The sequence below is a fragment of the Arthrobacter sp. T2-23 genome (genome assembly GCF_055398325.1).
Genome location: NZ_AP027917.1, coordinates 3,105,024 through 3,130,579 on the forward strand (window position 1 = coordinate 3,105,024; position 25,556 = coordinate 3,130,579).

24 protein-coding genes are annotated in these 25,556 nt (G+C 68.7%); 16 read left to right on the forward strand and 8 right to left on the reverse strand.

Annotated elements, in window-relative coordinates:
• The first annotated feature begins 91 nt into the window (after positions 1-91).
• The 6 genes from ACZ5Z0_RS14520 (at position 92) to ACZ5Z0_RS14545 (ending at position 6,623) form a co-directional block, all read left to right on the forward strand.
• A complete protein-coding gene (locus tag ACZ5Z0_RS14520; RefSeq protein WP_464109031.1) occupies positions 92-1,687 on the forward strand; it encodes a S1C family serine protease in 1,596 nt (531 codons plus the stop codon).
• A gap of 308 nt (positions 1,688-1,995) precedes the next feature.
• Complete coding sequence (locus tag ACZ5Z0_RS14525; protein ID WP_464110796.1) at positions 1,996-2,796, forward strand: electron transfer flavoprotein subunit beta/FixA family protein; 801 nt, start codon at positions 1,996-1,998, stop codon at positions 2,794-2,796.
• 14 nt (positions 2,797-2,810) lie between these two features.
• Positions 2,811-3,770 (forward strand): electron transfer flavoprotein subunit alpha/FixB family protein, encoded by a 960-nt coding sequence (locus ACZ5Z0_RS14530; protein ID WP_464109032.1) that lies wholly within the window; start codon positions 2,811-2,813, stop codon positions 3,768-3,770.
• A complete protein-coding gene (locus ACZ5Z0_RS14535; protein ID WP_464109033.1) occupies positions 3,767-4,546 on the forward strand; it encodes a PIG-L deacetylase family protein in 780 nt (259 codons plus the stop codon). Before ACZ5Z0_RS14530 ends, ACZ5Z0_RS14535 begins: the two co-directional genes overlap by 4 nt.
• Positions 4,547-4,620: 74 nt before the next feature.
• Entirely contained in the window at positions 4,621-5,166 is a 546-nt protein-coding gene (locus tag ACZ5Z0_RS14540) for a gluconokinase (protein WP_464109034.1), read from the forward strand.
• 44 nt (positions 5,167-5,210) lie between these two features.
• Positions 5,211-6,623 (forward strand): GntT/GntP/DsdX family permease, encoded by a 1,413-nt coding sequence (locus ACZ5Z0_RS14545; RefSeq protein WP_464109035.1) that lies wholly within the window; start codon positions 5,211-5,213, stop codon positions 6,621-6,623.
• An 82-nt stretch (positions 6,624-6,705) separates the two neighbouring features.
• Here ACZ5Z0_RS14545 and ACZ5Z0_RS14550 read toward each other — a convergent pair whose 3' ends face one another.
• From ACZ5Z0_RS14550 to ACZ5Z0_RS14565, 4 genes are all read right to left on the reverse strand, one after another.
• A complete protein-coding gene (locus ACZ5Z0_RS14550) occupies positions 6,706-7,587 on the reverse strand; it encodes an anti-sigma factor (RefSeq protein ID WP_464109036.1) in 882 nt (293 codons plus the stop codon).
• 1 nt (position 7,588) lies between these two features.
• The gene (sigK, locus tag ACZ5Z0_RS14555; protein ID WP_464109037.1) at positions 7,589-8,194 is read right to left on the reverse strand and encodes an ECF RNA polymerase sigma factor SigK; all 606 of its coding nucleotides are present in this window, start codon (positions 8,192-8,194) and stop codon (positions 7,589-7,591) included.
• A gap of 254 nt (positions 8,195-8,448) precedes the next feature.
• Positions 8,449-8,916: a tRNA (cytidine(34)-2'-O)-methyltransferase gene (locus ACZ5Z0_RS14560; protein ID WP_138768792.1), complete on the reverse strand. Its 468-nt coding sequence runs from the start codon at positions 8,914-8,916 to the stop codon at positions 8,449-8,451.
• 29 nt (positions 8,917-8,945) lie between these two features.
• Positions 8,946-9,917 (reverse strand): J domain-containing protein, encoded by a 972-nt coding sequence (locus ACZ5Z0_RS14565; protein ID WP_464109038.1) that lies wholly within the window; start codon positions 9,915-9,917, stop codon positions 8,946-8,948.
• Between the two features lie 125 nt (positions 9,918-10,042).
• Here ACZ5Z0_RS14565 and ACZ5Z0_RS14570 point away from each other — a divergent pair, with 125 nt between their 5' ends.
• A complete protein-coding gene (locus ACZ5Z0_RS14570; protein WP_464109039.1) occupies positions 10,043-10,945 on the forward strand; it encodes a diacylglycerol/lipid kinase family protein in 903 nt (300 codons plus the stop codon).
• Positions 10,946-10,997: 52 nt separating this feature from the next.
• On the opposite strand, the gene ACZ5Z0_RS14575 is transcribed toward ACZ5Z0_RS14570, so the two are convergent.
• Positions 10,998-11,411, reverse strand: a complete 414-nt coding sequence (locus tag ACZ5Z0_RS14575; protein ID WP_464109040.1) for a hypothetical protein — start codon at positions 11,409-11,411, stop codon at positions 10,998-11,000.
• Positions 11,412-11,501: 90 nt separating this feature from the next.
• Here ACZ5Z0_RS14575 and ACZ5Z0_RS14580 point away from each other — a divergent pair, with 90 nt between their 5' ends.
• Positions 11,502-12,200, forward strand: coding sequence for a helix-turn-helix transcriptional regulator (locus ACZ5Z0_RS14580; RefSeq protein WP_464109041.1), 699 nt, complete (start codon positions 11,502-11,504; stop codon positions 12,198-12,200).
• Here ACZ5Z0_RS14580 and ACZ5Z0_RS14585 read toward each other — a convergent pair.
• Complete coding sequence (locus tag ACZ5Z0_RS14585; protein ID WP_464109042.1) at positions 12,187-13,062, reverse strand: DMT family transporter; 876 nt, start codon at positions 13,060-13,062, stop codon at positions 12,187-12,189. The two genes, ACZ5Z0_RS14580 and ACZ5Z0_RS14585, sit on opposite strands and share 14 nt — an antisense overlap.
• A gap of 93 nt (positions 13,063-13,155) precedes the next feature.
• Between ACZ5Z0_RS14585 and ACZ5Z0_RS14590 the strand changes: the two genes are divergently transcribed.
• Complete coding sequence (locus tag ACZ5Z0_RS14590; RefSeq protein WP_464109043.1) at positions 13,156-14,382, forward strand: cysteine desulfurase family protein; 1,227 nt, start codon at positions 13,156-13,158, stop codon at positions 14,380-14,382.
• A gap of 8 nt (positions 14,383-14,390) precedes the next feature.
• On the opposite strand, the gene ACZ5Z0_RS14595 is transcribed toward ACZ5Z0_RS14590, so the two are convergent.
• The gene (locus ACZ5Z0_RS14595; RefSeq protein ID WP_464109044.1) at positions 14,391-15,635 is read right to left on the reverse strand and encodes an NAD(P)/FAD-dependent oxidoreductase; all 1,245 of its coding nucleotides are present in this window, start codon (positions 15,633-15,635) and stop codon (positions 14,391-14,393) included.
• A gap of 228 nt (positions 15,636-15,863) precedes the next feature.
• Here ACZ5Z0_RS14595 and mnmA point away from each other — a divergent pair, with 228 nt between their 5' ends.
• From mnmA to ACZ5Z0_RS14630, 7 genes are all read left to right on the forward strand, one after another.
• A complete protein-coding gene (gene mnmA, locus ACZ5Z0_RS14600; protein ID WP_464110797.1) occupies positions 15,864-16,970 on the forward strand; it encodes a tRNA 2-thiouridine(34) synthase MnmA in 1,107 nt (368 codons plus the stop codon).
• Between the two features lie 659 nt (positions 16,971-17,629).
• On the forward strand, positions 17,630-19,264 hold the full coding sequence (locus ACZ5Z0_RS14605; protein ID WP_464109045.1) for an ABC transporter substrate-binding protein: 1,635 nt from the start codon (positions 17,630-17,632) through the stop codon (positions 19,262-19,264).
• 132 nt (positions 19,265-19,396) lie between these two features.
• Positions 19,397-20,488: an ABC transporter permease gene (locus ACZ5Z0_RS14610; protein ID WP_464109046.1), complete on the forward strand. Its 1,092-nt coding sequence runs from the start codon at positions 19,397-19,399 to the stop codon at positions 20,486-20,488.
• A 1-nt stretch (position 20,489) separates the two neighbouring features.
• The gene (locus ACZ5Z0_RS14615; protein WP_138768803.1) at positions 20,490-21,509 is read left to right on the forward strand and encodes an ABC transporter permease; all 1,020 of its coding nucleotides are present in this window, start codon (positions 20,490-20,492) and stop codon (positions 21,507-21,509) included.
• Positions 21,506-23,212 carry an ABC transporter ATP-binding protein gene (locus ACZ5Z0_RS14620; protein WP_464109047.1) on the forward strand — a complete coding sequence of 569 codons (1,707 nt, stop codon included), beginning with the start codon at positions 21,506-21,508 and terminating at the stop codon, positions 23,210-23,212. Before ACZ5Z0_RS14615 ends, ACZ5Z0_RS14620 begins: the two co-directional genes overlap by 4 nt.
• Positions 23,213-23,346: 134 nt before the next feature.
• A complete protein-coding gene (locus tag ACZ5Z0_RS14625) occupies positions 23,347-23,781 on the forward strand; it encodes a chorismate mutase (protein ID WP_464109048.1) in 435 nt (144 codons plus the stop codon).
• A gap of 2 nt (positions 23,782-23,783) precedes the next feature.
• Positions 23,784-24,836, forward strand: coding sequence for a uroporphyrinogen decarboxylase/cobalamine-independent methonine synthase family protein (locus tag ACZ5Z0_RS14630; protein ID WP_464109049.1), 1,053 nt, complete (start codon positions 23,784-23,786; stop codon positions 24,834-24,836).
• 3 nt (positions 24,837-24,839) lie between these two features.
• Here the strand turns inward: ACZ5Z0_RS14630 and ACZ5Z0_RS14635 are convergent, their stop codons facing one another.
• A complete protein-coding gene (locus ACZ5Z0_RS14635) occupies positions 24,840-25,550 on the reverse strand; it encodes a DUF4166 domain-containing protein (RefSeq protein ID WP_464109050.1) in 711 nt (236 codons plus the stop codon).
• Positions 25,551-25,556 lie beyond the last annotated feature (6 nt).

The window sequence follows — 25,556 nt, forward strand, 5'->3', positions numbered from 1 at the left end:
GTCGGCGTTCAGGAACCTCCCAGCAAATGTTCGCTTTTGCACCAGTCTGGGCGAGCATACTTATCTGCAGACGAGGATGAAAGGAAGTCCCATGACTGAGAACCCAATGCAGGGCGCGTCACCGGATCCATCGATGAAGAACCGGGACCCGCTTGAGCCGGGCGAGGGTGCTGCCGCGGCTCCGCACGCCGCGCCCGCTGAGGACTCAGCCCCCGAGAACCCGACCATGAGGCTGGACCGGCCGGCGGACGACGCCCCCCGGCCCGTGTACCCGCCGCGTCCGCCGGCCTACGGCCAGCACGCAGACACCGACACCCAGCAGTTCGGTGCACAGGCGACCCAGTCTGAACACGGCCAACCCGGCGCCCCGAACACCGCACCGTACGCCCACACCCCCGGCTCCTACGGCGGGTACGGCAACCAGCCGCCGACCGGCCCGGGGACCCAGAACTCGTTCGGACACCCGGGCAACGCCCCGAAGCGCAAAGCCGCCTTCGGCGTTCCCACCCTCATCGCCAGCATCCTCGCCGCCGGGCTCGTGGGCGGCGGCGTCGTGGCCGGCAGCAGCGCCCTGCTGGGGAACCGTCCGCTGACTTCCACCGGCAGCACCGGCCAGCCAGGCACCGTGATCGTCAACAACAAGGACGACGTCAACGCCATCACCGCCGCGGCCGTTAAGGCCTCGCCCAGCGTCGTGACCATCAAGGCCACGAGCGGGAGCAACGGCGGAACCGGCTCCGGCATCGTCCTCGACGGCGAGGGGCACGTGCTGACCAATACGCACGTCGTCACCCTGGACGGCAAGACCGCGAAGGCCGCCGTCGAAGTCCGTACCAGCGACGGCAAGGTCTTCACGGCCAAGATCGTCGGCACAGACCCGCTATCCGACCTCGCCGTGATCAAGATCGACAACCCGACCGGGCTGGTCCCGGCCACCCTCGGCGACTCGGGCAAGCTCAACGTCGGCGACACCGCCGTCGCGATCGGCTCGCCGCTGGGCCTGACCGGAACCGTCACCGACGGCATCGTCTCGACGCTCAACCGCACCATCAGCGTCGCGTCCTCGGCAGCGCCCAAGGACGGCGCGGACAACTCCCAGGGCGGCAGCCAGGGCTTCCAGTTCGCCCCTCCCGGCGGCGGACAGGCACCGAGCACGACCGACCAGGGCAGCATCTCGATCAACGTCATCCAGACCGACGCCGCGATCAACCCCGGCAACTCCGGCGGCGCCCTGGTCAACAGCAAGGGTGAAATCATCGGCGTCAACGTCGCCATCGCTTCCGCCGGCGGAGACGCGAGCGGCAGCAGTAGCGGCAACATCGGGGTCGGCTTCAGCATCCCGATCAACCACGCCAAGCGGGTGGCCCAGGAGATCATCAGCAACGGCAAGGCCAGCCACGGCCAGCTGGGCGTCAGCGTCAAGTCCAAGGCGGCGGGCAGTTCATCCTCCGGCTTCTCGGTTGGCGCCGACGTGGCCACGGTCGAGCCGGGATCGGCCGCCGACAAGGCCGGGATCAAGGTGGGAGACGTCGTCACCAAGTTCCAGGACCTCTCCATCAGCGATCCAAACCAGCTCACGGCCGCAGTACGGGAACAGGCCGCCGGCGCATCGGTGAAGGTGACGGTCCTGCGGGGCGGCCAGGCGAAGGAACTCGACGTGACCCTCGGGGCCGCGGCAGAACAGTAACCGGCAGGGCTGTACTAGGCAGGGGTGCATCAGTGCACTACCGAAAGCGACGCCGGCCGGCACCTTGGGGGTGCTGGCCGGCAGTGCTTTAACCGGCCCTTTCCTCCGTTTTGGTGGGCGCGCGCCGGTGCCGCGCCGTCGGGCCGGCAGGGCCCTGACACAGGCGTTAACCCGGGCCGCGCCGTCCCCGCGCTATATGGTTAGCTAGGAGAAACCGCGGCGCCCCCGGCCGCGCGCCCTGGCCACGACCCCACCCGGCTGGCCGCCCACCCGCATGGAAGGCTGCTGTAAACACAGTGGAAGAGACCCTGAAGATCATCGTGCTGGTCAAGCACGTACCGGACGCGCAGTTCGACCGCCACCTCAGCGGCGGGGACAACACGACCGACCGCTCCGAGAGCATCCTGTCGGAGCTGGACGAATACGCCCTCGAGGCCGCCCTGCAGCTGATCGAGGCCCGCGGCGGCGAGGCGGCCGGCAACAAGGTCATTGCCCTGAGCATGGGCCCGGCCGGTGCCGTCAACGCCGTCAAGAAGTCGCTCCAGATCGGCGCCACCGAAGGCGTCCACCTCAGCGACGACGCGCTCGCCGGCTCGGACGCGGCGGCCACCTCACTGGCCCTGGCGGCCGCGATCCGGCACCTCGGCACCGATGTCCCCGCCGACCTGGTCCTGACCGGCATGGCCTCCACAGACGGCGAGACCTCCCTGGTTCCGGCCCAGCTGGCCGAACGCCTCGGCCTGCCGCAGGTCACCTTCGCGTCCTCGCTTGAACTCGACGGCGGCAAGCTCACCGCCCGCCGCGACGGGGACTCGCATGCGGACACCGTGGAGGCCACCCTCCCGGCACTCGTCTCCGTGACCGACCAGATCAACGAACCCCGCTACCCGAATTTCAAGGGCATCATGGCGGCCAAGAAGAAGACCATCACCACCCTGAGCTTGGCCGATATCGGCGTCGATGCCTCCTCGGTGGGGCTGGCCGGGTCCTGGACCGCGGTCGAAACCGCCGACGTCCGACCGCCGCGGACCGCCGGCACCATCATCACCGACGAGGGCGACGCCGGCATCCAGCTGGTCGAGTTCCTGGCCGCGCAGAAGCTGCTCTAAGGGGAGAACCGGACATGGCAAAAGTACTTGTATTCATTGACACTCCCGGGGCCGCGCTGAAGAAGTCCAGCCTGGAACTGCTTACCATCGCCCGCTCCCTGGGCGAGCCGGCGGTGGCGTTCAACGGAGAACTGCAGGACGACGTCGCCGCCGGCCTCGGCGCGTACGGCGCCGCGGAACTCTACGTTCCTGCCGCCGCGGATCTCAACGACTACCTCATCGGCCCGAAAGCCGCGTTCCTCGCCGCCGCCGCGGAGACCTCCGGGGCGACCGTTGTGCTCGCCGAGAACTCGGCCGAGGGCAAGGAGATCGCGGCGCGGCTGGGCATCAAGCTCGGCGCCGGCGTCATCACCGACGTCGTCGCGGTGGACCCGGACGGCACGGCGCACAAGTCGGTGCTCGCCGGCTCCTACACCACCACGGCGAAAGCCACCACCCCGGTGGCCGTCCTGACCGTCAAACCGAACAGCGTCGAGCCGGAGCAGGCCGCCGCGGCGACCGCCCCGCAGCCTGTCACCGTGGAATTGCCGGCCGATGCCACGGCCGGAGCAGCGCGCGTCACCGCCCGGAACGAAAAGGCCGCCAGCGGCCGGCCCGACCTCTCCGAGGCCCGGATCGTGGTGGCCGGCGGCCGCGGCGTGGACGGCAACTTCGGACCCGTCGAGGACCTGGCAGACGTCCTGGGCGCGGCCATCGGCGCCTCCCGCGCGGCCACGGACGCCGGCTGGATCGGCCACGACGCCCAGATCGGTCAGACCGGCAAGACCGTCTCGCCGCAGCTCTACATCTCGGCCGGCATCTCCGGAGCCATCCAGCAGAAGGCCGGCATGCAGACCGCCAAGGTGATCGTGGCCGTCAACAAGGACGCGGAGTCACCGGTCTTCGAGATCGCCGACTTCGGCATCGTGGGCGACCTCTTCCAGGTGCTCCCGCAGGCCACCGAGGAAATCAAGAAGCGCAGGGCAGGCCATTGAGCACCAACGCCGTCTCGGCACAAAGCCCGTTCGATCCGGAGCACCACCGGATCGAGCGGGTGCTTTGTTTCACCGCCCACCCGGACGACGTCGATTTCGGCGCCGCGGGCACCATCGCCGCGTGGACCGCCGCCGGGGTCCAGGTCAGCTACTGCATCATGACCGACGGCGACGCCGGCGGCTTCGACCCGGCGCAGCGTGACGAAATCGTGCGGCTGCGGACGGAAGAGCAGCAGCGCGCCGCCGCGCTCGTGGGCGTCACCGACATCCATTACCTCCACCAGCGCGACGGCTATCTCGAGGCCTCGCATGAGGTCATGCGCGAGGTGGTGCGCCTGATCCGCCAGCTCCGTCCCAACGTCGTGCTGGCCACGCATCCCGAACGCAACTGGAACCGCATCCAGAAGAGCCACCCGGACCACCTGGCGGTGGGGGAGGCGGTGACCAGGGCGGTGTACCCTGCGCTGGAGAACCCCTTCGCCTATCCTGAGCTGGCCGACGCCGGGCTGGCGGCCTACAAGCTGCCCTGGCTCTGGCTCTTCGCCGGCCCGGAGGAACGCGAAAACCACTTTGTCGACGTCACCGGGCACGTCGAGGCCAAGCTCGCCGCCATCCACATCCACGTCAGCCAGCACCCGGACGTCGAGGCCATGGAACGCACCGTCCGCGGCCTCATGCTGGGCACCGCGCAACGCGGCGGGCTGGCCGACGGGCGCAGCGCCGAAGCCTTCCACGTCGTCGCCGTCAACGGCCCAGGAACCATCGCCGGCTTCTAGTGTTGCCCGCGCGGGACCGCTGCCATATGCTTGCCATTGTTTAAATCATATTTATTGATGGAAGGCAGACTTTAATGGCGAAGACTGCGCAGCACCCCGTTCTGGTCGTCATGGGCGTATCGGGCTCGGGAAAATCCACCGTGGCCGGCCTGCTGGCAGGCCGGCTCGGTTGGGAACTCGCCGAAGGCGACGACCTGCACCCTGCGTCCAATGTGGCCAAAATGCACGCCGGACAGCCGCTGACGGACGAAGACCGCTGGCCCTGGCTGGACAGCATTGCCGCTTGGATCCGGGCGCACACTGAGGCCGGGATGCCCGGCGTCGTGACCTGCTCGGCCCTGAAGAAGCGTTACCGGGACGTGCTGCGCGGAGAGGGCGTCGTCTTTGTCTTCCTCGAGGGCAGCAAGGACCGGATTTCGGACCGGCTCGCCTCGCGGCACGGCCACTTCATGCCGCCTGCGCTGCTGGAGTCCCAGTTCGAGGCGCTGGAGGCGCCCACCGAGGACGAAAACTTTATGACCCTCTGTGTCGGCGCAACGCCTGCGGAAGAGGCGCAGGAAATCATTGACCGGCTCCACCTCGACGACGCCGCCGCCGCGTCCGACGCCGGCACGCACTGACCGCGCGCCGGCCACCACCCTTCATTCCCAGCTAGGAACACGTTTTGAATTCTCTTGCAGCACTGCAGCTTCCGGCTGCCGTCGAGGCCTGGACAGGCCACGACACCCGACTCCTGGTAGTCGCCGCCCTCGGCATCGCACTCATCGTGGTGCTGATCGCCAAGTTCAAGCTCCACCCCTTCCTCGCCCTCGTGCTCGGCACGGCGTTCGTCGGCCTGGCCTCCGGCGTGGAACTGGCCAAGATCATCACCAACTTCGAGGACGGGGTCGGCGGCGTCCTGAAGGAGGTCGGCCTGCTGATCGCCCTCGGCGCCATGCTCGGCAAGCTCCTGGCGGATTCCGGCGGGGCCAACCGGGTGGTGGACACACTCCTTGCCAAGGCCAGCGGCAACCGCGTGGTCTGGTCCATCACGCTCGTTGCGGTGATCATCGGCCTGCCGATGTTCTTCGAAATCGGCCTGGTGTTGCTGCTGCCGGTGATCGTCCTGGTCACGCAGCGCTCCAGGATGCCGCTCATGCGCGTCGCGATCCCGGCCCTGGCCGGGCTGTCGGTGCTGCACGGCCTGGTGCCGCCGCACCCGGGACCCCTGATCGCGATCAGCGCCGTCAAGGCGGATCTCGGCACCACGCTCGCGCTCGGGCTCCTGGTCGCCATCCCCACCGTCATCATCTGCGGGCCGCTGTTTTCCCGGCTCGCCGCCAGATGGGTTCCCGTGGGCGCCCCCGCCGTCGCGGGCGGCATCGACACCGAGCACGGGGCCGACCTGGAAGGCGTCAAGCGCCAGCCCAGCTTCCTGGTGACACTGCTGACCATCATCTTCCCCGTGGTGCTGATGCTGCTCAAGGCCGTCGTGGACATCATCTGGCCTGACGCCAAAACGGCACCGTGGATCCGGGTCTTCTTCGACTTCGTCGGCCAGCCCCTGGTGGCAATGACCCTGGCCGTGCTGCTGGCCATCGGAACCTTCGGCTACGCCGTCGGCTTCACCGGAAACAAGATCACCGCCAAGATCGGTGCGAGCCTCGGCCCGATTGCCGCAATCCTGCTGATCGTCGGCGCCGGCGGCGGCTTCAAGCAGACCCTGATCGGCGCCGGAGTCGGCGACGCGGTCAAGAAGTGGGCCGAGGGCGCCAACATGTCCGTGCTGGTGCTTGGCTTCCTCGTGGCGGTCGCGCTCCGCCTGGCGACGGGCTCTGCCACCGTGGCCACCGTGACGGCGGCCGGCATCGTTGCCCCGCTGGCCAGCTCGCTGTCCCCGACCCATGCGGCGCTGCTGGCCCTCGCGATCGGCGCCGGCTCGCTCTTCCTTTCGCACGTCAACGACGCCGGATTCTGGCTGGTGAAGGAACTCTTCGGCCTCAGCGTCGGCCAGACGTTCAAGACCTGGTCCGTAATGGAAACACTGATCTCCGTGGTGGGGTTCGGCTTCGTGATGCTGCTCTCGCTGGTCATCTAGCGGCGCACGGACAACACCACGCCGGCACAACAAAGCCGCGCAGGCCCGAGGGGGTCCTGCGCGGCTTTGTTTTTGTTTGGTCCTAGGCGCCCAGCGGGGCCGAGGCCACGGTCGGCATCGTGGGTGTCTTCGAGCCGCCCGCCGGCTCCACCGTGATGCCCAGGGCGGCGGCAGAGCCGATGCCCGTGACGACGGCAGGCTTGGACAGCGCTTCGGCGTCCATCAGGCCCTTGGAAACCGGGGCCGAACCGTCCTTGGGGATCAGCCACATCTGGTAGACCTTGCCCGAGGGCGGGGCGGGCACGCCGTTCATCTTTACCACCGCGGCGTCCTTGGAGGGCGAGAGCGTGAGCGAGGCCGTGCCGCCGCCGACCACGTCGATCGTCGCCTTGCGCACGTCGCCGGCCTGCATCACCTGGTTGAGCGGGTCGTTCTGGTTGGCGACGTAGGCGCCCACGCCGACTCCGCCCACGGCAATCGCGGCTGCCGCGGCGACGCCGATCAGCCAGTTGCGGGTGCCCTGCGGTCGCCGCCGCTCCTCCCGGCGCTTGCGGGCGGCACCGAGTTCGTCCGTGACCGGAAGTTCGGCGTTGTCCCGGACCGGCCGGGCCACCACCGGGGCAACGGCGGGGGAGGCGTGCCCGCCGGCGGCGGTCCGGGCACCTTGTGCGGGAAGGGCCGAGACGATGCGGTCGAAGAGCCCGGCCGGCGGTTCCTCCTCCGCGCTGAAGCTCATGGCCAGTGTCTCGCGTGCCTGCCGGACGCGCTGTTCGAACTCGGCGCGCTCGGCCGGCGGGGCGTCGGCGAGGTAGCGGTCGACGGCGTCGCGTTCGGCGTCGTCGAGGGCGTGCAGCGCGTAGACCTCGGCGAGGTCGACGGCGCGGCCGGAGCTGAGGTCGCCGGCGATGTCGGTGGAAAAGCTGCCGGGCGTGCCGGCGCCGTCCTGTGGATTCATGTCGTTCATCTCAACTCACCCCCAAGCAGGTCTTCAGGCGGATTAGTCCGTCGCGGATGCGGGACTTGATGGTGGGAACGGCCGCGTTGAGTTTCTCGGCGACTTCCCGGTAGGTCAGCCCGCCGTAGTAGGCGAGGCGGACGGATTCCTGCTGCGTGTCGGTCAGCGTGTCCAGGCAGCGAACCACCGCTTCGGCTTCGAGGCGGCTGCCGACCTCGTCGGAGACGGAGTCGTGGTCGATCTCCTGGCTGCTGGCGCCATACTTGGACTCCCGGTCGGTGGACGACTGCGAGGAGCGGACCTTGTCCACGGCCCGGCGGTGCGAAATCGTCATCAGCCAGGCGAGCGGACTGCCGACGTCGGCGTTGAACTTCGCCGCGTTCTGCCAGACCTGGAGGAAGACCTCCTGGGTGGTGTCCTCGCTCAGCTCCGGGTCAATCAGGACCCGGCGGGCCATGCCAAAAACGCGGCGCGAGGTGAGCTGGTAAAACTCGGCGAAAGCGGCCTGGTCCCCGTCGGCGATCTGCCCGAGCAGAGCTGACAGCCGGCGGTTCAGGTCGGCTGGGGCGCTGGGGGGAGCGGCGGCCTCGGGGTTCGGGGCATTCGGAGTGTCCATCGCCTTCAAGCATAAGGCGCCAGCCGCGGAACGCGGGCCAGGACGGGCTTCGACAGCGCCGTGGTTGCCCGCAGCCTGGGGGGCCGGGCGTCTATCCACCTGCATTGTGCTCACCTGCCGTTCCTCGCTCCCTTCGACGTTTAGCCTGGAATGGTCTCTCAGAAGGCATTCGGAGCAGCGGCGGACCCGGATGGGCCGGACTTCGGGGTTCGTTCGCGGGCGGACCTTCCCACCCGCACCGGTCGGCAGCGCTGCTAGAGCTTCGCTCCCGCGAAGCCGTGCTGGCGCCAGGCCTCGTAGACGGCGATCGACGCCGCATTGGCCAGGTTCAGCGAGCGCAGCGCCGGCAGCATCGGCAGCCGGACGCGGGACGTCACATGCGGGTCGTGCTTCAGTTCCTCGGAGAGGCCCACGGATTCCCGGCCGAACATCAGCACGTCGCCGGGCAGGTAGCCGATGTCCGTGTAGGAGGTTTCGCCGTCGGAGGTGAACGCAAAAACGCGCTCCGGTGCCAGCGCCTCCCAGGCGGCGTCGATGTCCGGGTGCACGGTGACGACGGCGAGGTCGTGGTAGTCCAGGCCGGCGCGGCGGAGCTTGGCATCGGAAAAATCAAAACCCAGCGGTTCCACGAGGTGCAGCTCTGCCCCCGTGATGGCGGCCAGTCGGATGGCGTTGCCGGTATTGCCGGGAATTTCGGGGCTGTGGAAGAGGATGCGGAACACGTTTCCATCCTAGCGAGCGGTCCGGGACGCTAGTGCATTCCGCGCAGCAGCCGGGCGAGCACCGGAACGTTCACCGTGTTCGGGGCCGGCCCGGAACTGAGGAACTGCTTGAGGCCGCGGGCCAACCCGGCGGCGTTGACGACCTGCACAATCTCGTGGTTGTCGCCCCGATCCCGGGGGCGTCCGTGCCGGTCGATCACTGGTTCGTGCAGGTTGCCGTCGGTGCTGTGGACAACCGTCCAGCCGGTGACGTTGAGTTCGGGGAAGATGTCCTGCATCCTGCGCACCACGTGCGCCAGCTGCGGCGGGGCGATGGAACGGCCGCCGTGGTTCAGGGTGCTGCCGTTCCAGGCGTAGGCGCCCGGCGGCAGGAGCATCGAACCGATGACGGCCAGCCGGTAGCCGGAGAGCAGGACATGGTCAATGTGGCTGTTGTCCGCCGGGGACTGCAGTCCGTTAACCAGGCGGGCGGCGGGTATGGCCGGCAGGATCTGCCGGGTGATCAGCTGGACCGTCCGCATTTCGCGCTGGATGCGTGCCTCAGCGCCGAAGAGTCCGCGTTTGCGGGGCATGCCGTGGACCTGCTGCCGGGCCACCGGCTCCGGGATCAGCGGCACCTCGCCGCTTGCCGCCACCTCCTCGAAGGAGGGCACGTACACCGGGGCGTCCGCGGCGGTGTTCCGCGGCGTGTTGGGCCGGCGGACATGCGCGGATGCCCGGCTCCCGGCGGCGGGCGCGTCGAAGTGCGCCCCTTCCTCGGCCGGGGCCGTCCGGCTGGAAAATGCGGTGCCGCTGCCGTAGGAGCGGTCGTAGTCGGCGCGGCGCTTCGCATCGATGAGGGTCTCGTAGGCCAGGGTCACCCGGCGGAAGGTAGCGGCGTCGCCGCCGTGGTCGGGGTGCGCCGTGCGGGCGGCCCTGCGGTAGGCCACCTTGATGTCCTTGTCCGTCGCCGTGACAGGGATCCTGAGGACCTGGTAATGCGAGCTGCTGCCCTGCGTCAAGCAAGAATCCTCTGCGTCTGTGGAGCGGGTCCGGCCTGGACCTCCGGCGTGGCCAGTTTAACCGGCTGGGTGGATAACGAGCGCGCAGCCGTGGATGGTTCCCGGTGGCTGGCATAATTCAGCCCATGAAGATCGCCCTCGCCGTCAATCCGCGCGCCTCCTTTGGCCGAGGACGGCATGCCGGCCGCGAAGCGGCGGAGTGTTTCCGCGCGGCCGGCGTGCAGGTCCAGTTGTTGTGCGAGGACAGTTACGAGCTGCTGTCCCGGTCCGTGGACAAGGCCCTGGCCGACGGGGTGGACGCGCTGGTGGTGGCCGGTGGCGACGGAATGGTGCACCTTGGCGTGAATGCGCTCGCCGGATCAGGTGCCACCTTCGGCGCGACCGCCCTTGGCATCATTCCGAGCGGCACGGGAAACGACATGGCCCGGGCGCTTGGGCTGCCGCGGCACAACGTCCCCGCGGCGGCCGCCCGGATCCTCGCGGCGCTGCCCGCGGGCGGCCGCGTGATCGACGCCGGCCGGGTGCGCGCGGGCGGCCGGACGCACTGGTTTGCCGGCGTTGTGTCGGCTGGTTTCGATGCGGCTGTCAACGAGCGCGCCAACGCGTGGCGGTGGCCGCGGGGCCGCGCCCGGTACAACCTGGCCATGCTGCGCGAGCTGGCTACCTTCGGCGCCATTGAGTACACCGTGACGGCCGACGGTGAACGCTGGCAGCAGGGGGCCATGCTGATTTCGGTGGCCAACGGACAGTCGATCGGCGGCGGCATGAAGGTCGTGCCCGACGCGGTGCTCGACGACGGGTACCTGGACCTGTTCATCGTCCGGCCGCTGTCCCGCGCGGGATTCCTGGCGGTGTTCCCCAAGGTGTTCTCCGGCAAGCACGTGGGCCACCCGGCCGTGCAGATCCGCCGGGTCCGTCGGGTTGAGCTGGAGGCGCACGGCGTCGTCGCCTATGCAGACGGCGAACGCGTCGGGCCGTTGCCGCTGACCATCGACGTCGTTCCCGGCGCCCTGCGGGTGCTGGCATAGGCGCGCGTCGACGCGGGCTGCCTCGCGGCGGCCCGCGCCGACGCAGGCGAGGCTACCGGCCCCTGACCGGCGAGAGCCGGTTCAGGGCTAGTGCCCCGACCAGCAGGCCGAAATCACGAAGCGCCACGTCGAAGTAGCTGCCCAGGACCAGCAGGTTGATGATGATGCCCAGCAGCCAGACGGCGACGAGCAGCGACCCGAAGCGGGGCCGGAGGGCTACCGCGAGGCCGGCAACAATTTCCACGACGCCGACGATGTACATCAACGTTTGCGCCGGCAGGGGGACCACCGACGTCGCCACGGGGGCGAGGTACATCGTCCAATGGGTGAGCAGGTTGGTGAACTTGTCCAGGCCGAAAATGATCGGCGCCACCGTGAAAACCGTGCGCAGCAGCAGGAAGGCCTGCCGCTGGGCGCCGGCCGCGACGGTCGGGGCTGGGGCTGCCAGTGTGGTTGAAGATTTCATCTTGCACTCCTTCTAAAAATGGATATCTTGATTTTAGAATGGAAGAGCAGGTTAAGCAATGAATCTTGTTTTTAGAGTTAGGGTGGATTTATGAACCCCTTTTCGTGGAGCCGGAGGCTGGCCGCCGTGGCCTCGCTGGGCGATGAGAGCCGCCGGCGCCTCTTCCGCTTCGTCGCCGCCGCGGAGGATGCCGTCAGCCGCGACGATGCGGCCGGTTCGCTGGGGCTGGCCCGCAGCACGGCGTCCTTTCATCTGGACCGCCTGGTCCACGACGGCCTGCTGGCGGTGGAGTTCCGGAAAATCGGCGGCAAGGAAGGCCCGGGCTCGGGCCGTCCGGCCAAGCTCTACCGTGCCGCCGTGCAGGAGGTCTCGGCGTCGGTTCCGGAGCGCAGCTACGACCTGGCCGCCGAACTGCTGGTGACCGCCGTTGAACAATCCGCGGCCGACGGCGGATCCGCCCGGGACGCGCTGCTGCAGGCGGCCCGCATGCGCGGGGTGGCCGCGGGGGAGTCCTCCGGCGGGGGTGACTTTGGCGCGCTCCTCGCCGAGGAGGGGTACCTGCCCGCGGACGACGGCGCCGGCGGGCTGGTGCTGCTCAACTGTCCCTTCCACCGGGTGGCCAAGGGCCACACGGCCGTGGTCTGCGCCATGAACGGCGCCTTCCTGGCCGGCGCCGCTGCGGGCTGCGGTGTGGACCCGGACCGGGTGGAGGCGCTCGACATCGAGGAGCTCAGGGCGCGGGATGCCGCGACGCCGGCCCAGTGCTGCGCCCGGATCAGGCCGGCTTGAGCCTGGCCTGCCCCTTGAGGCCGGTCAGCAGGACTCCGGCGACCACCATGGCGCCGCCGACGACCTGGACGAGTGTCAGCGGCGTCCCCAGCGCGACCGTAATGAGCGCCGTGAACACCACCATCAGGTTCAGGTAGTTCCCCGCGGTCCCCGGCGGGGTGGACTTCAGCGCCAGGTTCCAGAACAGGTAGGCACCCAGCGAGGGGAAGACGGCAATGTAGGCCAGCGACCAGCCTTCGGCCGGGGTCTCCGGGAACCGTACGTGCAGCGCGAGGGCGAAGGGCGCCAGCGTCACGGTGGCGATGGTGACCTGCACCGCGGTGGCGGCGATGGCGGGGATGTCCAGCCGGCGGGCGATGATCGTGTAGCTGCCCCAGACGACAATGGCGCCGATCATCATCAGTTCGCCGGTGTTGATCGAGAGGCTGAAAACCCGCTGCAGTTCGCCGCGGGTCAGAACCAGCAGTACCCCCAGCAGCCCCAGCCCGATGCCAAGCCAGCCCAGACGGGTGGTCTTCTCGCCGAGCAGGACGATCGCCATCACCACGATCAGCGCGGGATTGGCCGCCGTGATCAGCGAGGCGTTCATCGCGGAGGTGTAGCCCAGCGCACCGTAGAGCAGCAGGGTATAGCCGCTCATGCCCAGCACGCTCAGCAGCAGCAGCACCGGCCAGCGGCGCAGCACCGCCCCCCAGTCCGGCTTTTCCACGAAGTGGGCCAGGGCCAGCAGCGGCAGCGCAGCCAGCGTCCAGCGCCAGAAGGTCAGGTCCATGGGGGTCATTGAGGCGACAGCGGCCTGGCCGACGACGAAATTTCCGGACCAGAACAGGGTGGCCAGGACGAGGTACAGGGACGCCTTCACCGCTCGAATGTACACCAGCGCGGCGGCCGTCCGGCGCCGTGCTGTCGGGAGGCGGCCCCCGCCCCCGCCAGCACGCGACGGTAGAATTGGGCTGTGCCCGTTTACCTAGACCACGCCGCCACCACGCCGCTCGCCGCCGAGGCGCTCGCCGCGCTGACGCGTGAGCTGTCCCGCACCGGCAACCCCTCCTCACTCCACGGTTCCGGCCGCCGCGCCCGCCGTGCCGTCGAGGACGCCCGCGAGGCGCTGGCAGCCGCGGCCGGGGCGCATCCCTCGGAAGTCATCTTCACCTCCGGCGGCACGGAGGCCGACAACCTCGCCGTCAAGGGCCTTTACTGGGCCCGCCGCGCCGAGGACCCCCGGCGGACCCGGATCCTGTGCTCCACCGTCGAACACCACGCCGTGCTGGACACCGTCGAATGGCTGGAACGGCATGAAGGCGCGGACGTGCGCTGGCTGCCGGTCGACGCCGAGGGCGTGCTGGACCTGGCCGCGCTGGAGGCCGAGCTGGCCGAGGACCCCGCCTCGATCGCCCTGGTGACCGCCATGTGGGCCAACAACGAGGTGGGCAGCATCCAGCCCGTCGCCGACGTTGTGCGCCTCGCACACGCCGCCGGTGTGCCCGTGCATTCCGACGCCGTGCAGGCATTCGGCTCCGTGCCGGTCGATTTCCGCGGGACAGGCCTGGACGCGATGTCCATCTCGGGGCACAAGATCGGCGGTCCGGTCGGCGTCGGCGCCCTGCTCCTGGGCCGCGCCGTCAAGCTGACCCCGGTCCAGCACGGCGGGGGACAGGAGCGCGACGTGCGCTCCGGGACCCTGGATACCGCGTCAATCGCGGCCTTCGCGGCGGCGGCGGAGGCCGTCACCGGAAAACTGGCGGGGGAGTCCGCACGGATCTCCGCGCTCCGGGACCGCCTGATCGAGGGCGTCCGCGCCGCCGTGCCGGAGGCCGTGCTGCGCGGGGCCCCCGGGGCCGGCCGGCTGCCGGGCAACGCGCATTTCACCTTCCCCGGCTGCGAGGGCGACTCCCTGCTGTTCCTGCTGGACCTCGCGGGGGTGGAGTCCTCCACCGGGTCCGCCTGCACCGCCGGCGTTCCGCGCCCCTCGCATGTGCTGCTCGCGATGGGACTGGACGAGGACACGGCCCGCGGCGCCCAGCGTTTCACGCTGGGCCATGCGTCCACGGACGCCGACGTCGACGCCCTGCTGGCCGCCCTGCCGGCGGCGTACGCCCGCGCCCGCCAGGCCGGCATGGCCGGGCATGAGTCCAGCATCCAGACCGCCGGAACCGTCGCCCGCCACACTGCCACCGGCTAGCGCTCAGGCTAGCCCTCCGGCAGCAACTGCTCAAGCGGGACCTCCGGGTCCGCCAGTGACTCCGGGCTCACCGGGGCCTGTGCGGTGATCAGGGCCTTGATGGCCTTCTGCGGCTTGGCGGACCGGGGCCAGTTGACGTTCATGCCTGCCACCACACGGCCCCCGCGCTGCCAGAAGGCCAGGAACTCCCGGTCATCGAGCGAGCCCCGGACCACGGGCAGGCCTTCGACGAGCGTCGGGAACCCGGAGTACTCCATGCTGACGTCGTACTGGTCCGTGTAGAAGTACGGAATGGTGTCCAGCACGGCCTCGCGGCCCAGCATCGCCCGTCCGGCGACCTTGCCGCCGTTGAGTGCGTTGGACCAATGCTCGCTGCGGTGGTGCCCGCCGGTGAACGGATGCAGGGCATTGGCGACATCCCCGGCGGCAAAGACCCCGGCGGCGGAGGTACGCAGCGACGCGTCCGTGCGGATCCCGTTGTCCAGCTCGATGCCGGCGGCAGCGGCGAGCGAGGTTTCGGGGACGACGCCGACGGCGATCACCACCAGGTCCGCTGCCAGGACTTCGCCGGCGTCGGTGCGCACGCCGGTGACTTGGCCGGCGTCTCCCGTGATAGCGGCGGCCGACGCCGGCAGCCGGAACCGCACGCCGTGCGATTCATGCAGCGAGCGGAAGAAGGTTCCCAGTTCCGGGCCGATCGCTGCCGCGAGCGGTACCTTTTCAAGCCCCAACAGGGTAACGGTGTTGCCGTAGGAGTTCGCGGCTGCGGCCAGTTCCATCCCGATCCAGCCCGAGCCGACCATCACCACGTTCCGGCCGCCGCCTGCCAGGGCGTCCCGGAGCCGGCGGCTGTCCTCCAGCGTCCGGAAGGTCATCACGCCGTCGAGGTCGCTGCCGGGCAGCGCAATGGAGCGCGGACGTGCCCCGGTGGCCAGCAGGAGCGCGGAATAGGTGAGCCTCGCGCCGTCGGCGAGGTCCACCGTGCGGGCACCGGTGTCCAGCGCGGTGGCCGGAACGCTCAGGCGCAGCTCGACGTCGTTCTCCGCGTACCAGTCGGCCGGAACCACGGGGAGCGCCTCCTCGCCGTCCTTGCCGAGGAGGTACTCCTTGGACAGCGGCGGCCGCAGATAGGGGGCATGCGGCTCCTCGGCGAGCAGGGTCACCGGCCCCTCGTAGCCTTCGGCCCGCAGGGTCTTGGCGGCGGTGGCTCCGGCCAGCCCGCCGCCCACAATCACGATGTTGTCGACAGCCATCTCTGTTGTCCCGTCTGCGCTGGTGCCAGGGGTTGGTACAACCAGGGGTTTCTAAAACTGTTAATTTTGACGCTAGAAGAACGGGACGGGGGCGTCAAGGCTTTTTGGGGGAGGAATCGGCGTGGCGATAGAATAGCCAGGCGGACGTTGTGTTAGCTCCACGCCGTGGGGCGACCGCCCGCGAACCCCCGTTTCCCAGAGAAAGCCAGCATGCGAGTTCTTGCAGCCATGAGCGGCGGCGTCGATTCCGCCGTCGCCGCAGCCCGCGCCGTCGAGGCCGGCCACGACGTCGTCGGGGTCCACCTCGCCCTCTCCCGCATGCCCGGAACGCTGCGCACCGGCAGCCGCGGCTGCTGCACCATCGAGGACTCCCGCGACGCCTGGCGGGCGTGCGACGTGCTGGGCATCCCGTACTACGTGTGGGACTTCTCCGAGCGTTTCAAGGAAGACGTCGTCCAGGACTTCATCGACGAATACGCCGCCGGCCGCACCCCCAACCCCTGCATGCGCTGCAACGAGCGGATCAAGTTCGCCGCCCTGCTGGAGAAGGCGATCGCCCTGGGCTTCGATGCGGTCTGCACCGGCCACTACGCCAAGGTGATCACCGACGCCGAGGGCAACCCGGAACTGCACCGCGCCGCTGACTGGGCGAAGGACCAGAGCTACGTGCTGGGCGTCCTCACGCACGAACAGCTCCGGCACTCGATGTTCCCGCTCGCCGACACCCCGTCCAAGGCCGAGGTCCGCGCGGAGGCGGAGCGCCGCGGGCTCTCGGTGGCGAACAAGCCCGACAGCCACGACATCTGCTTCATCCCCGACGGTGACACCGCCGGCTGGCTGGCCGAGAAGATCGAGATGACCACCGGCGACATCGTGGACGAGTCCGGCGCCAAGGTCGGCGAGCACCCCGGCGCCAACGCCTTTACCGTAGGCCAACGCCGCGGCCTGAAGCTGGGTACCCCGGCCGCCGACGGCAAGCCGCGCTTTGTGCTGGAAATCCGGCCCAAGGAAAACAAGGTGGTTGTGGGCCCGGAGGCCCTCCTGGCCATCGACGAGATCCGGGGCATCAAGGTCTCCTGGGCCGGGTTGCCGATCGCCGAGATCGCCACCGGCGCGGACTTCGACTGCCACGCCCAGGTCCGGGCCCACGGGGACCCCGTCCCGGCAACGGCCCGGATGGAACACGCGGAGGGATCCGGCAACCTCGTGGTTACCCTCGCCGAGCCGCTGCGCGGCGTGGCCCCCGGCCAGACCGTGGTGCTCTACCAGGGCAGCCGGGTCCTCGGCCAGGCCACGATCGACGCCGCACGGTCGCGGCAGCGCGCCGCCCTCTAGCCGCGACCACACGCCCGCCCGAACTGGGGCAGAGGGCATGTCCATTCCTCCAGCCCCCCAACGGAGGGCATGTCCATTCTTCGGCCCTCACGCGGGGCATGTCCTCCGTCCGGAAACGGGTGCGGGGCATGCTCATTCTTCGCGGCCACGAGCGGGCATATAGGCATTATGTCCATTGCCCGGCCCGCGCGGAGGGCATGTCCGTTGGCCAAACCCCGGATGCAGGGCATGTCGATCGTTCAGCCCCCAACGGAGGGCATGTCCATTGGCCAAACCCCGGATGCAGGGCATGTCCATTCTTCGGCCCTCACGCGGGGCATGTCCTCCGTCCGGAAACGGGTGCGGGGCACATGCTCATTCTTCGCGGCCACGAGCGGGCACATAGGCATTATGTCCATTGCCCGGCCCGCGCGGAGGGCATGTCCGGCGCTGCCAACGTCCGCAGGCGACCCCGCGGCGGGGTGCCGAAGATCCGGGCCAAATCCTGCAGAAAACGATGAGTTCCTTCGGATCGTGTAAATTTTGTGTCTCAACTCACAAGATTTGACGATTCACCCCACGGTCTTCTGGTTGAATCTAGGAATCAGGACAGTGTGCTGCCCCTCGAGTCAAGCTACTTCGGGCAGCGGACGAGTACTCATCGAACAGAAAGTTCACAGATGGCAATGAACAAAAAGGCCCTGCAGAGCGCCATCGCGCTCGCCGGGGTTTCCGCCTTTGCATTGACGGCCTGCACCGGCCCTTCCGGCGGCGGAACGTCCTCCGGCAGCGCCGCAGGCGGAGGCACCATTACGTACGGCACCACTGACAAGGTGGTCACCCTCGATCCGGCCGGCTCCTACGACGCCGGCTCCTTTATGGTGATGAACCAGATTTACCCGTTCCTGATGAACTCGAAGCCCGGAACGGCAGACTCCACGCCGGACATCGCCGAGTCCGCCTCCTTCACGAGCCCGACCGAGTACACCGTCAAGCTCAAGTCCGGCCTGAAGTTCGCCAACGGCCACGCCCTGACGTCTTCCGACGTGAAGTTCTCGATTGACCGCGTCGTCAAGATCAACGACGACAACGGCCCGGCCTCCCTGCTGGGCAACCTCGCCTCGGTGGAAGTCAAAGACGACACCACCGTCGTGTTCAAGCTCAAGCAAGGCAACGACCAGGTCTTCCCGGGCGTCCTCGCGGCCAACGCCGGCCCGATCGTCGATGAGGAAGTCTTCCCGGCCGACAAGCTGATGAGCGATGACGAGATCGTCAAGGGCAAGCCCTTCGCCGGCCAGTACACGATCGAGAGCTACAAGAAGAACGAGCTCATCAGCCTCAAGGCCAACCCGGACTACAAGGGCATGCTCGGCAAGCCGGCGAACGACAGCGCCACGATCAAGTACTACGCGGACTCCAACAACCTGAAGCTCGATGTCCAGCAGGGCAACATCGACGTCGCCGGCCGCAGCCTGACCGCGACCGACGCCGCCGACCTGGAGAAGGATTCCAAGGTCAAGGTCCACAAGGGCCCCGGTGGCGAACTGCGCTACATCGTCTTCAACTTCGACACCATGCCGTTCGGTGCGAAGACCCCCGACGCCAGCCCGGCGAAGGCCCTCGCCGTGCGCCAGGCGATGGCCGACGTCGTAGACCGCGACGCGATCGCCAGCCAGGTCTACAAGGGCACCTACCTGCCTGCGTACTCCGTGGTCCCCGACGGCTTCGTCGGCGCCATCAAGCCGCTCAAGGACATGTACGGCGACGGCAACGGCAAGCCCAGCCTCGACAAGGCCAAGAAGGCCTTCAGCGACGCCGGCGTCACCGCCCCGGTCACCCTGAAGCTGCAGTACAACCCGGACCACTACGGCAAGTCCTCCGGCGACGAATACGCCATGATCAAGGAACAGCTGGAAAAGTCGGGCCTGTTCAAGGTCGACCTGCAGTCCACCGAGTGGGTCACCTACTCCAAGGACCGCACCAAGGACGTCTACCCGGTCTACCAGCTCGGCTGGTTCCCGGACTACTCCGACGCCGACAACTACCTGACCCCGTTCTTCATCCCGGGCAACTTCCTCAAGAACCACTACGAGAACGCCTCCGTGACGGACCTGATCAAGAAGCAGCTCACCACCGTTGACAAGAGCGAGCGCGAAAAGGTACTCGGTGACGCCCAGACGGCCGTCGCCAAGGACCTCTCCACGCTGCCGCTGTTGCAGGGCGCCCAGCTCATGGTCGCCGGCAAGGACGTCCAGGGTGTCGACAAGACCCTCGACGCGTCCTTCAAGACCCGTCTTGGTGTGATGTCCAAGTAGGTCCATTCCCCATCCGGTCCTGACCAGCCAAGGAGGCGGGGCGCCTGCGCGGCGTCCCGCCTCTCTTGCTGAGAGCAGGACAACCGATTCCGGAAGCCCACGAAGCCGACGGAAACACAAATTTAGGTACCAATGACAACACTTATTGAGGCGCCGCCCAGCGACGCCGACGGCCTATTGCCGACAAAGAAAAAGGCGTCCGGTGGGGGACTGGGCCAATACATCCTGATCAGGTTCCTGCTGATCTTCCCGACCATCTTCATCCTGGTCACCCTCGTGTTCTTCCTGATGCGGATCACCGGCGACCCGATCACGGCCGCCCTCGGCGGCCGGCTCCCGCCGGAGCAACTGGCCGAACGCATCCACTCGGCCGGCTACGACCGGCCCATCTTCGTGCAGTACTTCGAATACCTCGGCCACCTCATCACCGGCAACTTCGGTACCACACTGTCGGACAACCGGCAGGTCTCCGAGATGCTGACCACGTACGGGTCGGCAACACTCGAGCTGTCCATCAACGCGCTGCTCGTGGCCCTGGCCGTGGGCATCCCGCTCGGCATGGTCGCCGCGCACCGCCGCGACAAGGCGCCCGACGCCGTCCTGCGGATCTTCGCCATCCTCTGCTACGCCACGCCGGTCTTCTTCGCCGGCATGCTGCTCAAGCTGACCTTCTCGGTCTGGCTGGGCTGGCTTCCGGTGGCCGGGCGGGCCAAGACCTCCACGGAACTGGCACTGACAGCGCTGCAGGCACCCACCGGAATCTACTGGCTCGACGCGGTGCGCAGCGGCAACATGGCCGCGCTCGGCGACGTCACCGCGCACGCGGTGCTGCCCGCCGTCGCCCTGGGCCTGCTGACCGCCGGCATCTTCCTGCGCCTGGTCCGCACCAACGTGATCGGCACCCTCGGCAAGGACTACGTGGAAGCCGGACGCTCACGCGGCGTCAGCGAATTCCGCCTGGTCACCAAGCACGCCTACAAGCCGGCGCTGATCCCCATCATCACCGTGATGGGCCTGCAGATCGCGGTCATGCTCGGCGGCGCCGTGCTGACCGAGACCACCTTTGAATGGAAAGGCCTCGGCTTCCAGCTCGCCACCTACCTGACGGCCCGCGACTTCGTGGCCGTGCAGGGCATTGTGGTGCTGCTTGCCGTGATCGTGGCCGTGACCAACTTCATCGTGGACATCGTCGCCGCGCTGATCGACCCCCGCGTGAGGTACTGACATGAGCATCGAACCAACCATCGCCGCAGAAAACCGCAGGGAACCCTGGTTCCGGCGGCTGCCGGTCGTTTCCCACTTCAACAAGAGCGTGGGCCTCCAACGGGGCATGCTCGTCGCCGGCCTCGTCCTGACCGCACTGTTCCTGCTGACGGCGATCTTCGCGCCGTTGATCGCCCCGTACGGCTTCTCGCAGATCTCCGACGCCGAAGGCAGCTTCCCCGCGCAGCAGGCCCCCGGCGGCCGGCACCTGCTCGGAACCACCGTCGGCGGCTACGACGTGTTCTCCCGGGTTGTCTGGGGCGCGCAGACCGCCGTTATGGTGATCGTCGTGGCCGTGATCATGTCGATCTTCATCGGCGTGATCCTTGGCCTGGTCAGCGGCTACATCGGCGGCTGGCTGGACCGGATCCTCGTTGTGATCGCCGACGCCGTCTACGCCTTCCCGTCCCTGCTGGTGGCGATCGTCATGGCCATCGTCATCAGCGGCGGGCGTTCCAGCCTGTGGGGCGGCATCCTGGCCGCGGCGATCTCCATCACCGTGGTCTTCATCCCGCAGTACTTCCGCGTCATCCGCGCGGAGACAATCCGGCTCAAGGCCGAACCCTTCGTTGAATCCGCCAAGGTGGTGGGCGCGTCCAACATCCGGATCATGACCCGCCACATCTACAAGAACGCCACCCGAACGCTGCCGCTGATCTTCACGTTGAACGCCTCCGAAGCCATCCTCACCCTCGCGGGCCTGGGCTTCCTCGGCTTCGGCATCGAACCGACGTCGGCCGCGGAATGGGGCTTCGACCTCAACAAGGCGCTGGCGGACACCACCTCCGGCATCTGGTGGACGGGCGTCTTCCCCGGCCTGGCCATTGTCCTCACCGTGGTGGGGCTGACCCTGGTCGGCGAGAGCATCAACGACCTCAACGACCCGCGCCTGCGCGGACGAAAGAAGGCTTCCTCCGGCAAACCCGGACCCGGCCCCGCCGCCGCCCAGACAGCAAACTCAGCAGAAGTGAGCAGTTCATGAGCACCAATATCGGCTCCGTTTCAGACCGGCACACCCGAGGCTCCGGGCCCGTGCTGGACATCGACCACCTCAAAGTCACCTTCGCCACGGACGCCGGGGACGTCTATGCCGTGAAGGATGTCAGCCTCGAGGTCAACCCGGGCGAGGTCGTCGCCATCGTGGGCGAATCCGGCTCCGGCAAGACCGTCACCGCTAAGACCATTCTGGGGCTGCTGCCGGAGACGGCCATCAGCTCCGGCGCCGTGCTGATCAACGGCAACAACGTGATCAGCGTCAGCGCGTCCAAGCTGCGCGAAATCCGCGGCCGCGACGTGGCCATGGTGTTCCAGGAGCCCTCGACCGCGCTCAACCCGGTCTTCACCGTCGGCTGGCAGATCGCCGAGGGCATCCGTGCCCACGCCGGCCACGGCCGGGTCAGCGCCAGGGACGCCAAGGCACGGGCCGTCGAGGCCCTGCGCAAGGTCGGTATCCCGGATCCGGAAACCCGGGTGAACTACTACCCGCACCAGTTCTCCGGCGGCCAGAAGCAGCGCGTCGTCATTGCCGCCGCGCTGGCGCTCAACCCGGGACTGATCGTCGCCGACGAACCGACCACCGCGCTGGACGTCACCGTGCAGGCGGAGATCCTTCAACTCCTGCGCGAGCTCAGGGACCAGTACGGCACCTCGATCGTGCTCATCACGCACAACATGGGCGTCGTAGCCGACCTTGCCGACCGCGTCGTCGTGATGTACCAGGGCGACGTCGTCGAGGAGGCCAGCGCGCGGGTGCTCTTCGCGGAACCGAAGCAGGACTACACGAAGAAGCTCCTGGCGGCCGTCCCTCACCTGGGCCGGAACTCCGCCTCGGCGGGCATGACCGAACGCGCCCACCAGGGCGGCAAGGTCCTGGTCGAGGCGAAGAACCTGACCATCGAGTACCCCGGCCGGCTGGGCAGCCCGGCGTTCAAGGCCGTGGACGGCGTGAACTTCACGCTCTCCGAGGGGGAGGTTTTCGGCCTCGTCGGTGAGTCCGGTTCCGGCAAGACGACCATCGGCCGCGCCATCGCGGGCCTGAACAGGACCACGGGCGGCAGCCTGAAGGTGCTCGACTACGAGATGCTCAATCTCAAGGAGCGCACCTTCAAACCGCTGCGCAAGCAGATCGGTTTCGTTTTCCAGGACCCGGCGGCCTCGTTCAACCCGCAGCTCACCATCGGTGATTGCATCGCCGAGCCGATGATCATCCACAGCAAGCCGACGCCGGCCCAGGCACGCCAGCGGACCCGCGAGCTGCTCGAATCGGTGCAGCTGCCGGCGTCGTACGCCGACCGCTACCCGCACGAGCTCTCCGGCGGCCAGCGCCAGCGCGCGTCACTGGCGCGGGCATTGATCCTGAACCCGAAGCTGCTGATCGCCGACGAGCCGACGTCGGCGCTGGATGTTTCGGTGCAGGCGAAGGTGCTGGAGCTGTTCAAGGAGATCCAGGCCGAATTCGGTTTCGCCTGCCTCTTCATCAGCCACGACCTGGCCGTGGTGGACATCCTCTCGCACTGGGTCGGTGTCCTCTACAAGGGGAAGATGGTGGAGCAGGGGCTCGGAAACCAGGTCATGGGCCACCCGCGGCATGAGTACACGAAGAAGCTCATCGCGTCGCTGCCGGTACCCGATCCGGATGAGCAGGCCCGGCGCCGCGAGGAGTTTCGCGCGGTGCTCGGCGCCTGAGATCCGGACCGCTCCGGCAGCACCAAGGGGCATGCCCGCCGTTCACTTCGAACGGCGGGCATGCCCCTTTTCGGGCCGGGCGCACACGCGCTTAACACCCGAGGGATTTCGGCCCGGCACCCTAGACTGGGTCAATGACCGAGCAGAACCAGAACCTTCCCGACGCCGATGCCTATGACCCCGCCGCCAGTTCCCTGGCCGGGCACGTGGATCCCGCGGTGATGGCGGAACTGCTCTCGATCCGGTCCAGCATCGACAACATCGACGCCACGCTGGTGTTCCTCCTGGCCGAGCGGTTCAAGGCCACGCAGAAGGTCGGCTTCCTCAAGGCCGCGCACAAGCTTCCGGCCGGAGACCCGGGCCGCGAGACCGCCCAGATCGCCCGCCTGCGGCGGCTCGCCGCCGAGGCGCATCTGGACCCGGCGTTCGCCGAGAAATTCCTGAACTTCATCATCGGCGAGGTGATCCGCCACCACGAGGCCATCGCCGAAGACCACCAGGCCGCCGCACACCAGGCCGCCGGCCGGGCCCCGGCGGCCCCGGATTCCGGCATCTCCGCCGAGGCGTAGCCGTGCCCGCACCCGAGCCCTCGCTGTCTGCTGCCGCCGCACAGGTCACGGCCACCGCGCTCGGCGCCTGGCCGGGGGAGGACCCCGTCGAGGCCGCCCGCATCATCCGCGGCGAACTGGGCAGCCCGCACCTGCCATTCCTCGCCGAACTCCCGGACCGTGGTGTCGGCTCGGACGCGCTGGGTCGCACCGCGTCGCTGCTGGAGGGCCTCGCCGTCGACGTCCAGCCCTACGGCTGGAGGATCGTGGACCGTCCCGGCCAGGACCTCAGGCGCGCCCGCTCGGCGCTGTCCACCGACATCAACGTCCTCGCCGACGTCGTCGGGGCGGAAGAGACCCCCGCGGCCGAGCTGAAGATCCAGCTGCGCGGCCCGCTCAGCCTCGCGGCCGGACTGCACCTGCACAACGGCGAGCGTGCCCTGATCGACCACGGTGCGCGGCGGGACCTCGCGGCCTCGCTCGCGGCCGGCGTGGACGCCCACCTGCGCCGGGTGGCCGCCGCCGTGCCCGGCGCCAGCCTGGTGGTGCAACTCGACGAACCGGACATCGCCGCCGTCATGGCGGGCGCCATCCCGACTTCCAGCGGGTACCGCACCCTGCGCGCCGTGCCGGGTTCGGAGGTGACCGAGTCCTGGCGGATTGTCATCGACGCCCTGCGGGCCGCCGGGGCGGCCGAAATCGTGGTGTCCGTTCCCGAAGTCGAGGCGCCCTTCGACCGGATCCTGGCCGCCGGCGCGGACGGGATCGCCGTACCGTTGCGGGCGCTGACCTCCCGCCAATGGGAGCAACTCGCCGGCGCCGTGGAGTCCGGGAAACGCCTGTGGGCCGGCGTGCTGCCGGTTGACGATCCCGCGGCCGCGCTGCCCCGTGTGCCGCAGGCGGTCGAAACGCTGTGGCGCCCGTGGCGCCAGCTCGGGCTCCCGGCCAGCGCGTTGGGCCCGGTGCGGGTCACACCGGCCGGTGGCCTCGCAGGCCACACACCCTCCTCCGCGACGGCGGTGCTGACCCGGCTGACGCAGCTGGCCGAGGGTTTGAACCAGCTCGCCCTCGGCTAGGGACTAGACGCGGCTTTCCCAGCGGCCGGGCCTGGCGCGCCCCGGCAGGTAGCCGGGCGCCAGCGTGCCGGCCGGGTACGGCTCAAGCCGGTAGTCGAAGCGGCCGGCGTACACCAGCACCAGGCCGATCTGCGGCTGGATCACCTTGACCTGGATCCGGTGCCGGCCCTCGTCCGGTTCCCACCACTGTTCGGCGTAGGCCTTGGCGTCCAGGGCCGCCGGCAGCGGGATCCGAAGCGGGCCCAGGAACAACCGGGAGGCCTCCGAGACGCCGCGCAGCCGCCCTTCCGCGGTGACGCTGAGGTTGAGGTCCGTCACGAGCCTGCGGTAGCGGCCCACGTAATCCACCAGCCGCGGGCTGCCGGTGGAGGAATCCAGGCTGGTGGTGTCGTGGAAGAGCCTGGTGGTCTGCGGAAAGAAGATCTCCCGCCGGGCCGTCAGGCTGGACCGGCCGAACGGGTCCAGGTGCGCGTGGTTCTCGATCCGGAACCTGATGCCCTCGCCGTATTCCGGGAAAAACGCCTCCTCACCGGTCGCCAAGCCCAGCAGCGGCCGCAACCAGCGCTGCCGGCAGCCGACGACGTCGAAGACGCCCTCGCCGACCCCGTAGTGGCCGGAGCCCGGCACCAGCGAGAAGTAGTCCTGCAGTTCGGGCTGCAGCCTGGAAAAGTCGGATCCCAGGCCGAGCCGGTAGATGGGGTCATAGCCGGTCACGCCGTC

What these genes read in the sequence shown, in the direction of transcription:
- ACZ5Z0_RS14520 (WP_464109031.1), top strand. Translation starts at nt 92, where the DNA reads ATGACTGAGAACCCAATGCAGGGCGCGTCACCGGATCCATCGATGAAG.
- ACZ5Z0_RS14530 (WP_464109032.1), top strand. Translation starts at nt 2,811, where the DNA reads ATGGCAAAAGTACTTGTATTCATTGACACTCCCGGGGCCGCGCTGAAG.
- ACZ5Z0_RS14540 (WP_464109034.1), top strand. Translation starts at nt 4,621, where the DNA reads ATGGCGAAGACTGCGCAGCACCCCGTTCTGGTCGTCATGGGCGTATCG.
- ACZ5Z0_RS14550 (WP_464109036.1), bottom strand. Translation starts at nt 7,587, where the DNA reads ATGAACGACATGAATCCACAGGACGGCGCCGGCACGCCCGGCAGCTTT.
- sigK (WP_464109037.1), bottom strand. Translation starts at nt 8,194, where the DNA reads ATGGACACTCCGAATGCCCCGAACCCCGAGGCCGCCGCTCCCCCCAGC.
- ACZ5Z0_RS14570 (WP_464109039.1), top strand. Translation starts at nt 10,043, where the DNA reads ATGAAGATCGCCCTCGCCGTCAATCCGCGCGCCTCCTTTGGCCGAGGA.
- ACZ5Z0_RS14575 (WP_464109040.1), bottom strand. Translation starts at nt 11,411, where the DNA reads ATGAAATCTTCAACCACACTGGCAGCCCCAGCCCCGACCGTCGCGGCC.
- ACZ5Z0_RS14580 (WP_464109041.1), top strand. Translation starts at nt 11,502, where the DNA reads ATGAACCCCTTTTCGTGGAGCCGGAGGCTGGCCGCCGTGGCCTCGCTG.
- ACZ5Z0_RS14595 (WP_464109044.1), bottom strand. Translation starts at nt 15,635, where the DNA reads ATGGCTGTCGACAACATCGTGATTGTGGGCGGCGGGCTGGCCGGAGCC.
- mnmA (WP_464110797.1), top strand. Translation starts at nt 15,864, where the DNA reads ATGAGCGGCGGCGTCGATTCCGCCGTCGCCGCAGCCCGCGCCGTCGAG.
- ACZ5Z0_RS14605 (WP_464109045.1), top strand. Translation starts at nt 17,630, where the DNA reads ATGGCAATGAACAAAAAGGCCCTGCAGAGCGCCATCGCGCTCGCCGGG.
- ACZ5Z0_RS14610 (WP_464109046.1), top strand. Translation starts at nt 19,397, where the DNA reads ATGACAACACTTATTGAGGCGCCGCCCAGCGACGCCGACGGCCTATTG.
- ACZ5Z0_RS14615 (WP_138768803.1), top strand. Translation starts at nt 20,490, where the DNA reads ATGAGCATCGAACCAACCATCGCCGCAGAAAACCGCAGGGAACCCTGG.
- ACZ5Z0_RS14620 (WP_464109047.1), top strand. Translation starts at nt 21,506, where the DNA reads ATGAGCACCAATATCGGCTCCGTTTCAGACCGGCACACCCGAGGCTCC.
- ACZ5Z0_RS14625 (WP_464109048.1), top strand. Translation starts at nt 23,347, where the DNA reads ATGACCGAGCAGAACCAGAACCTTCCCGACGCCGATGCCTATGACCCC.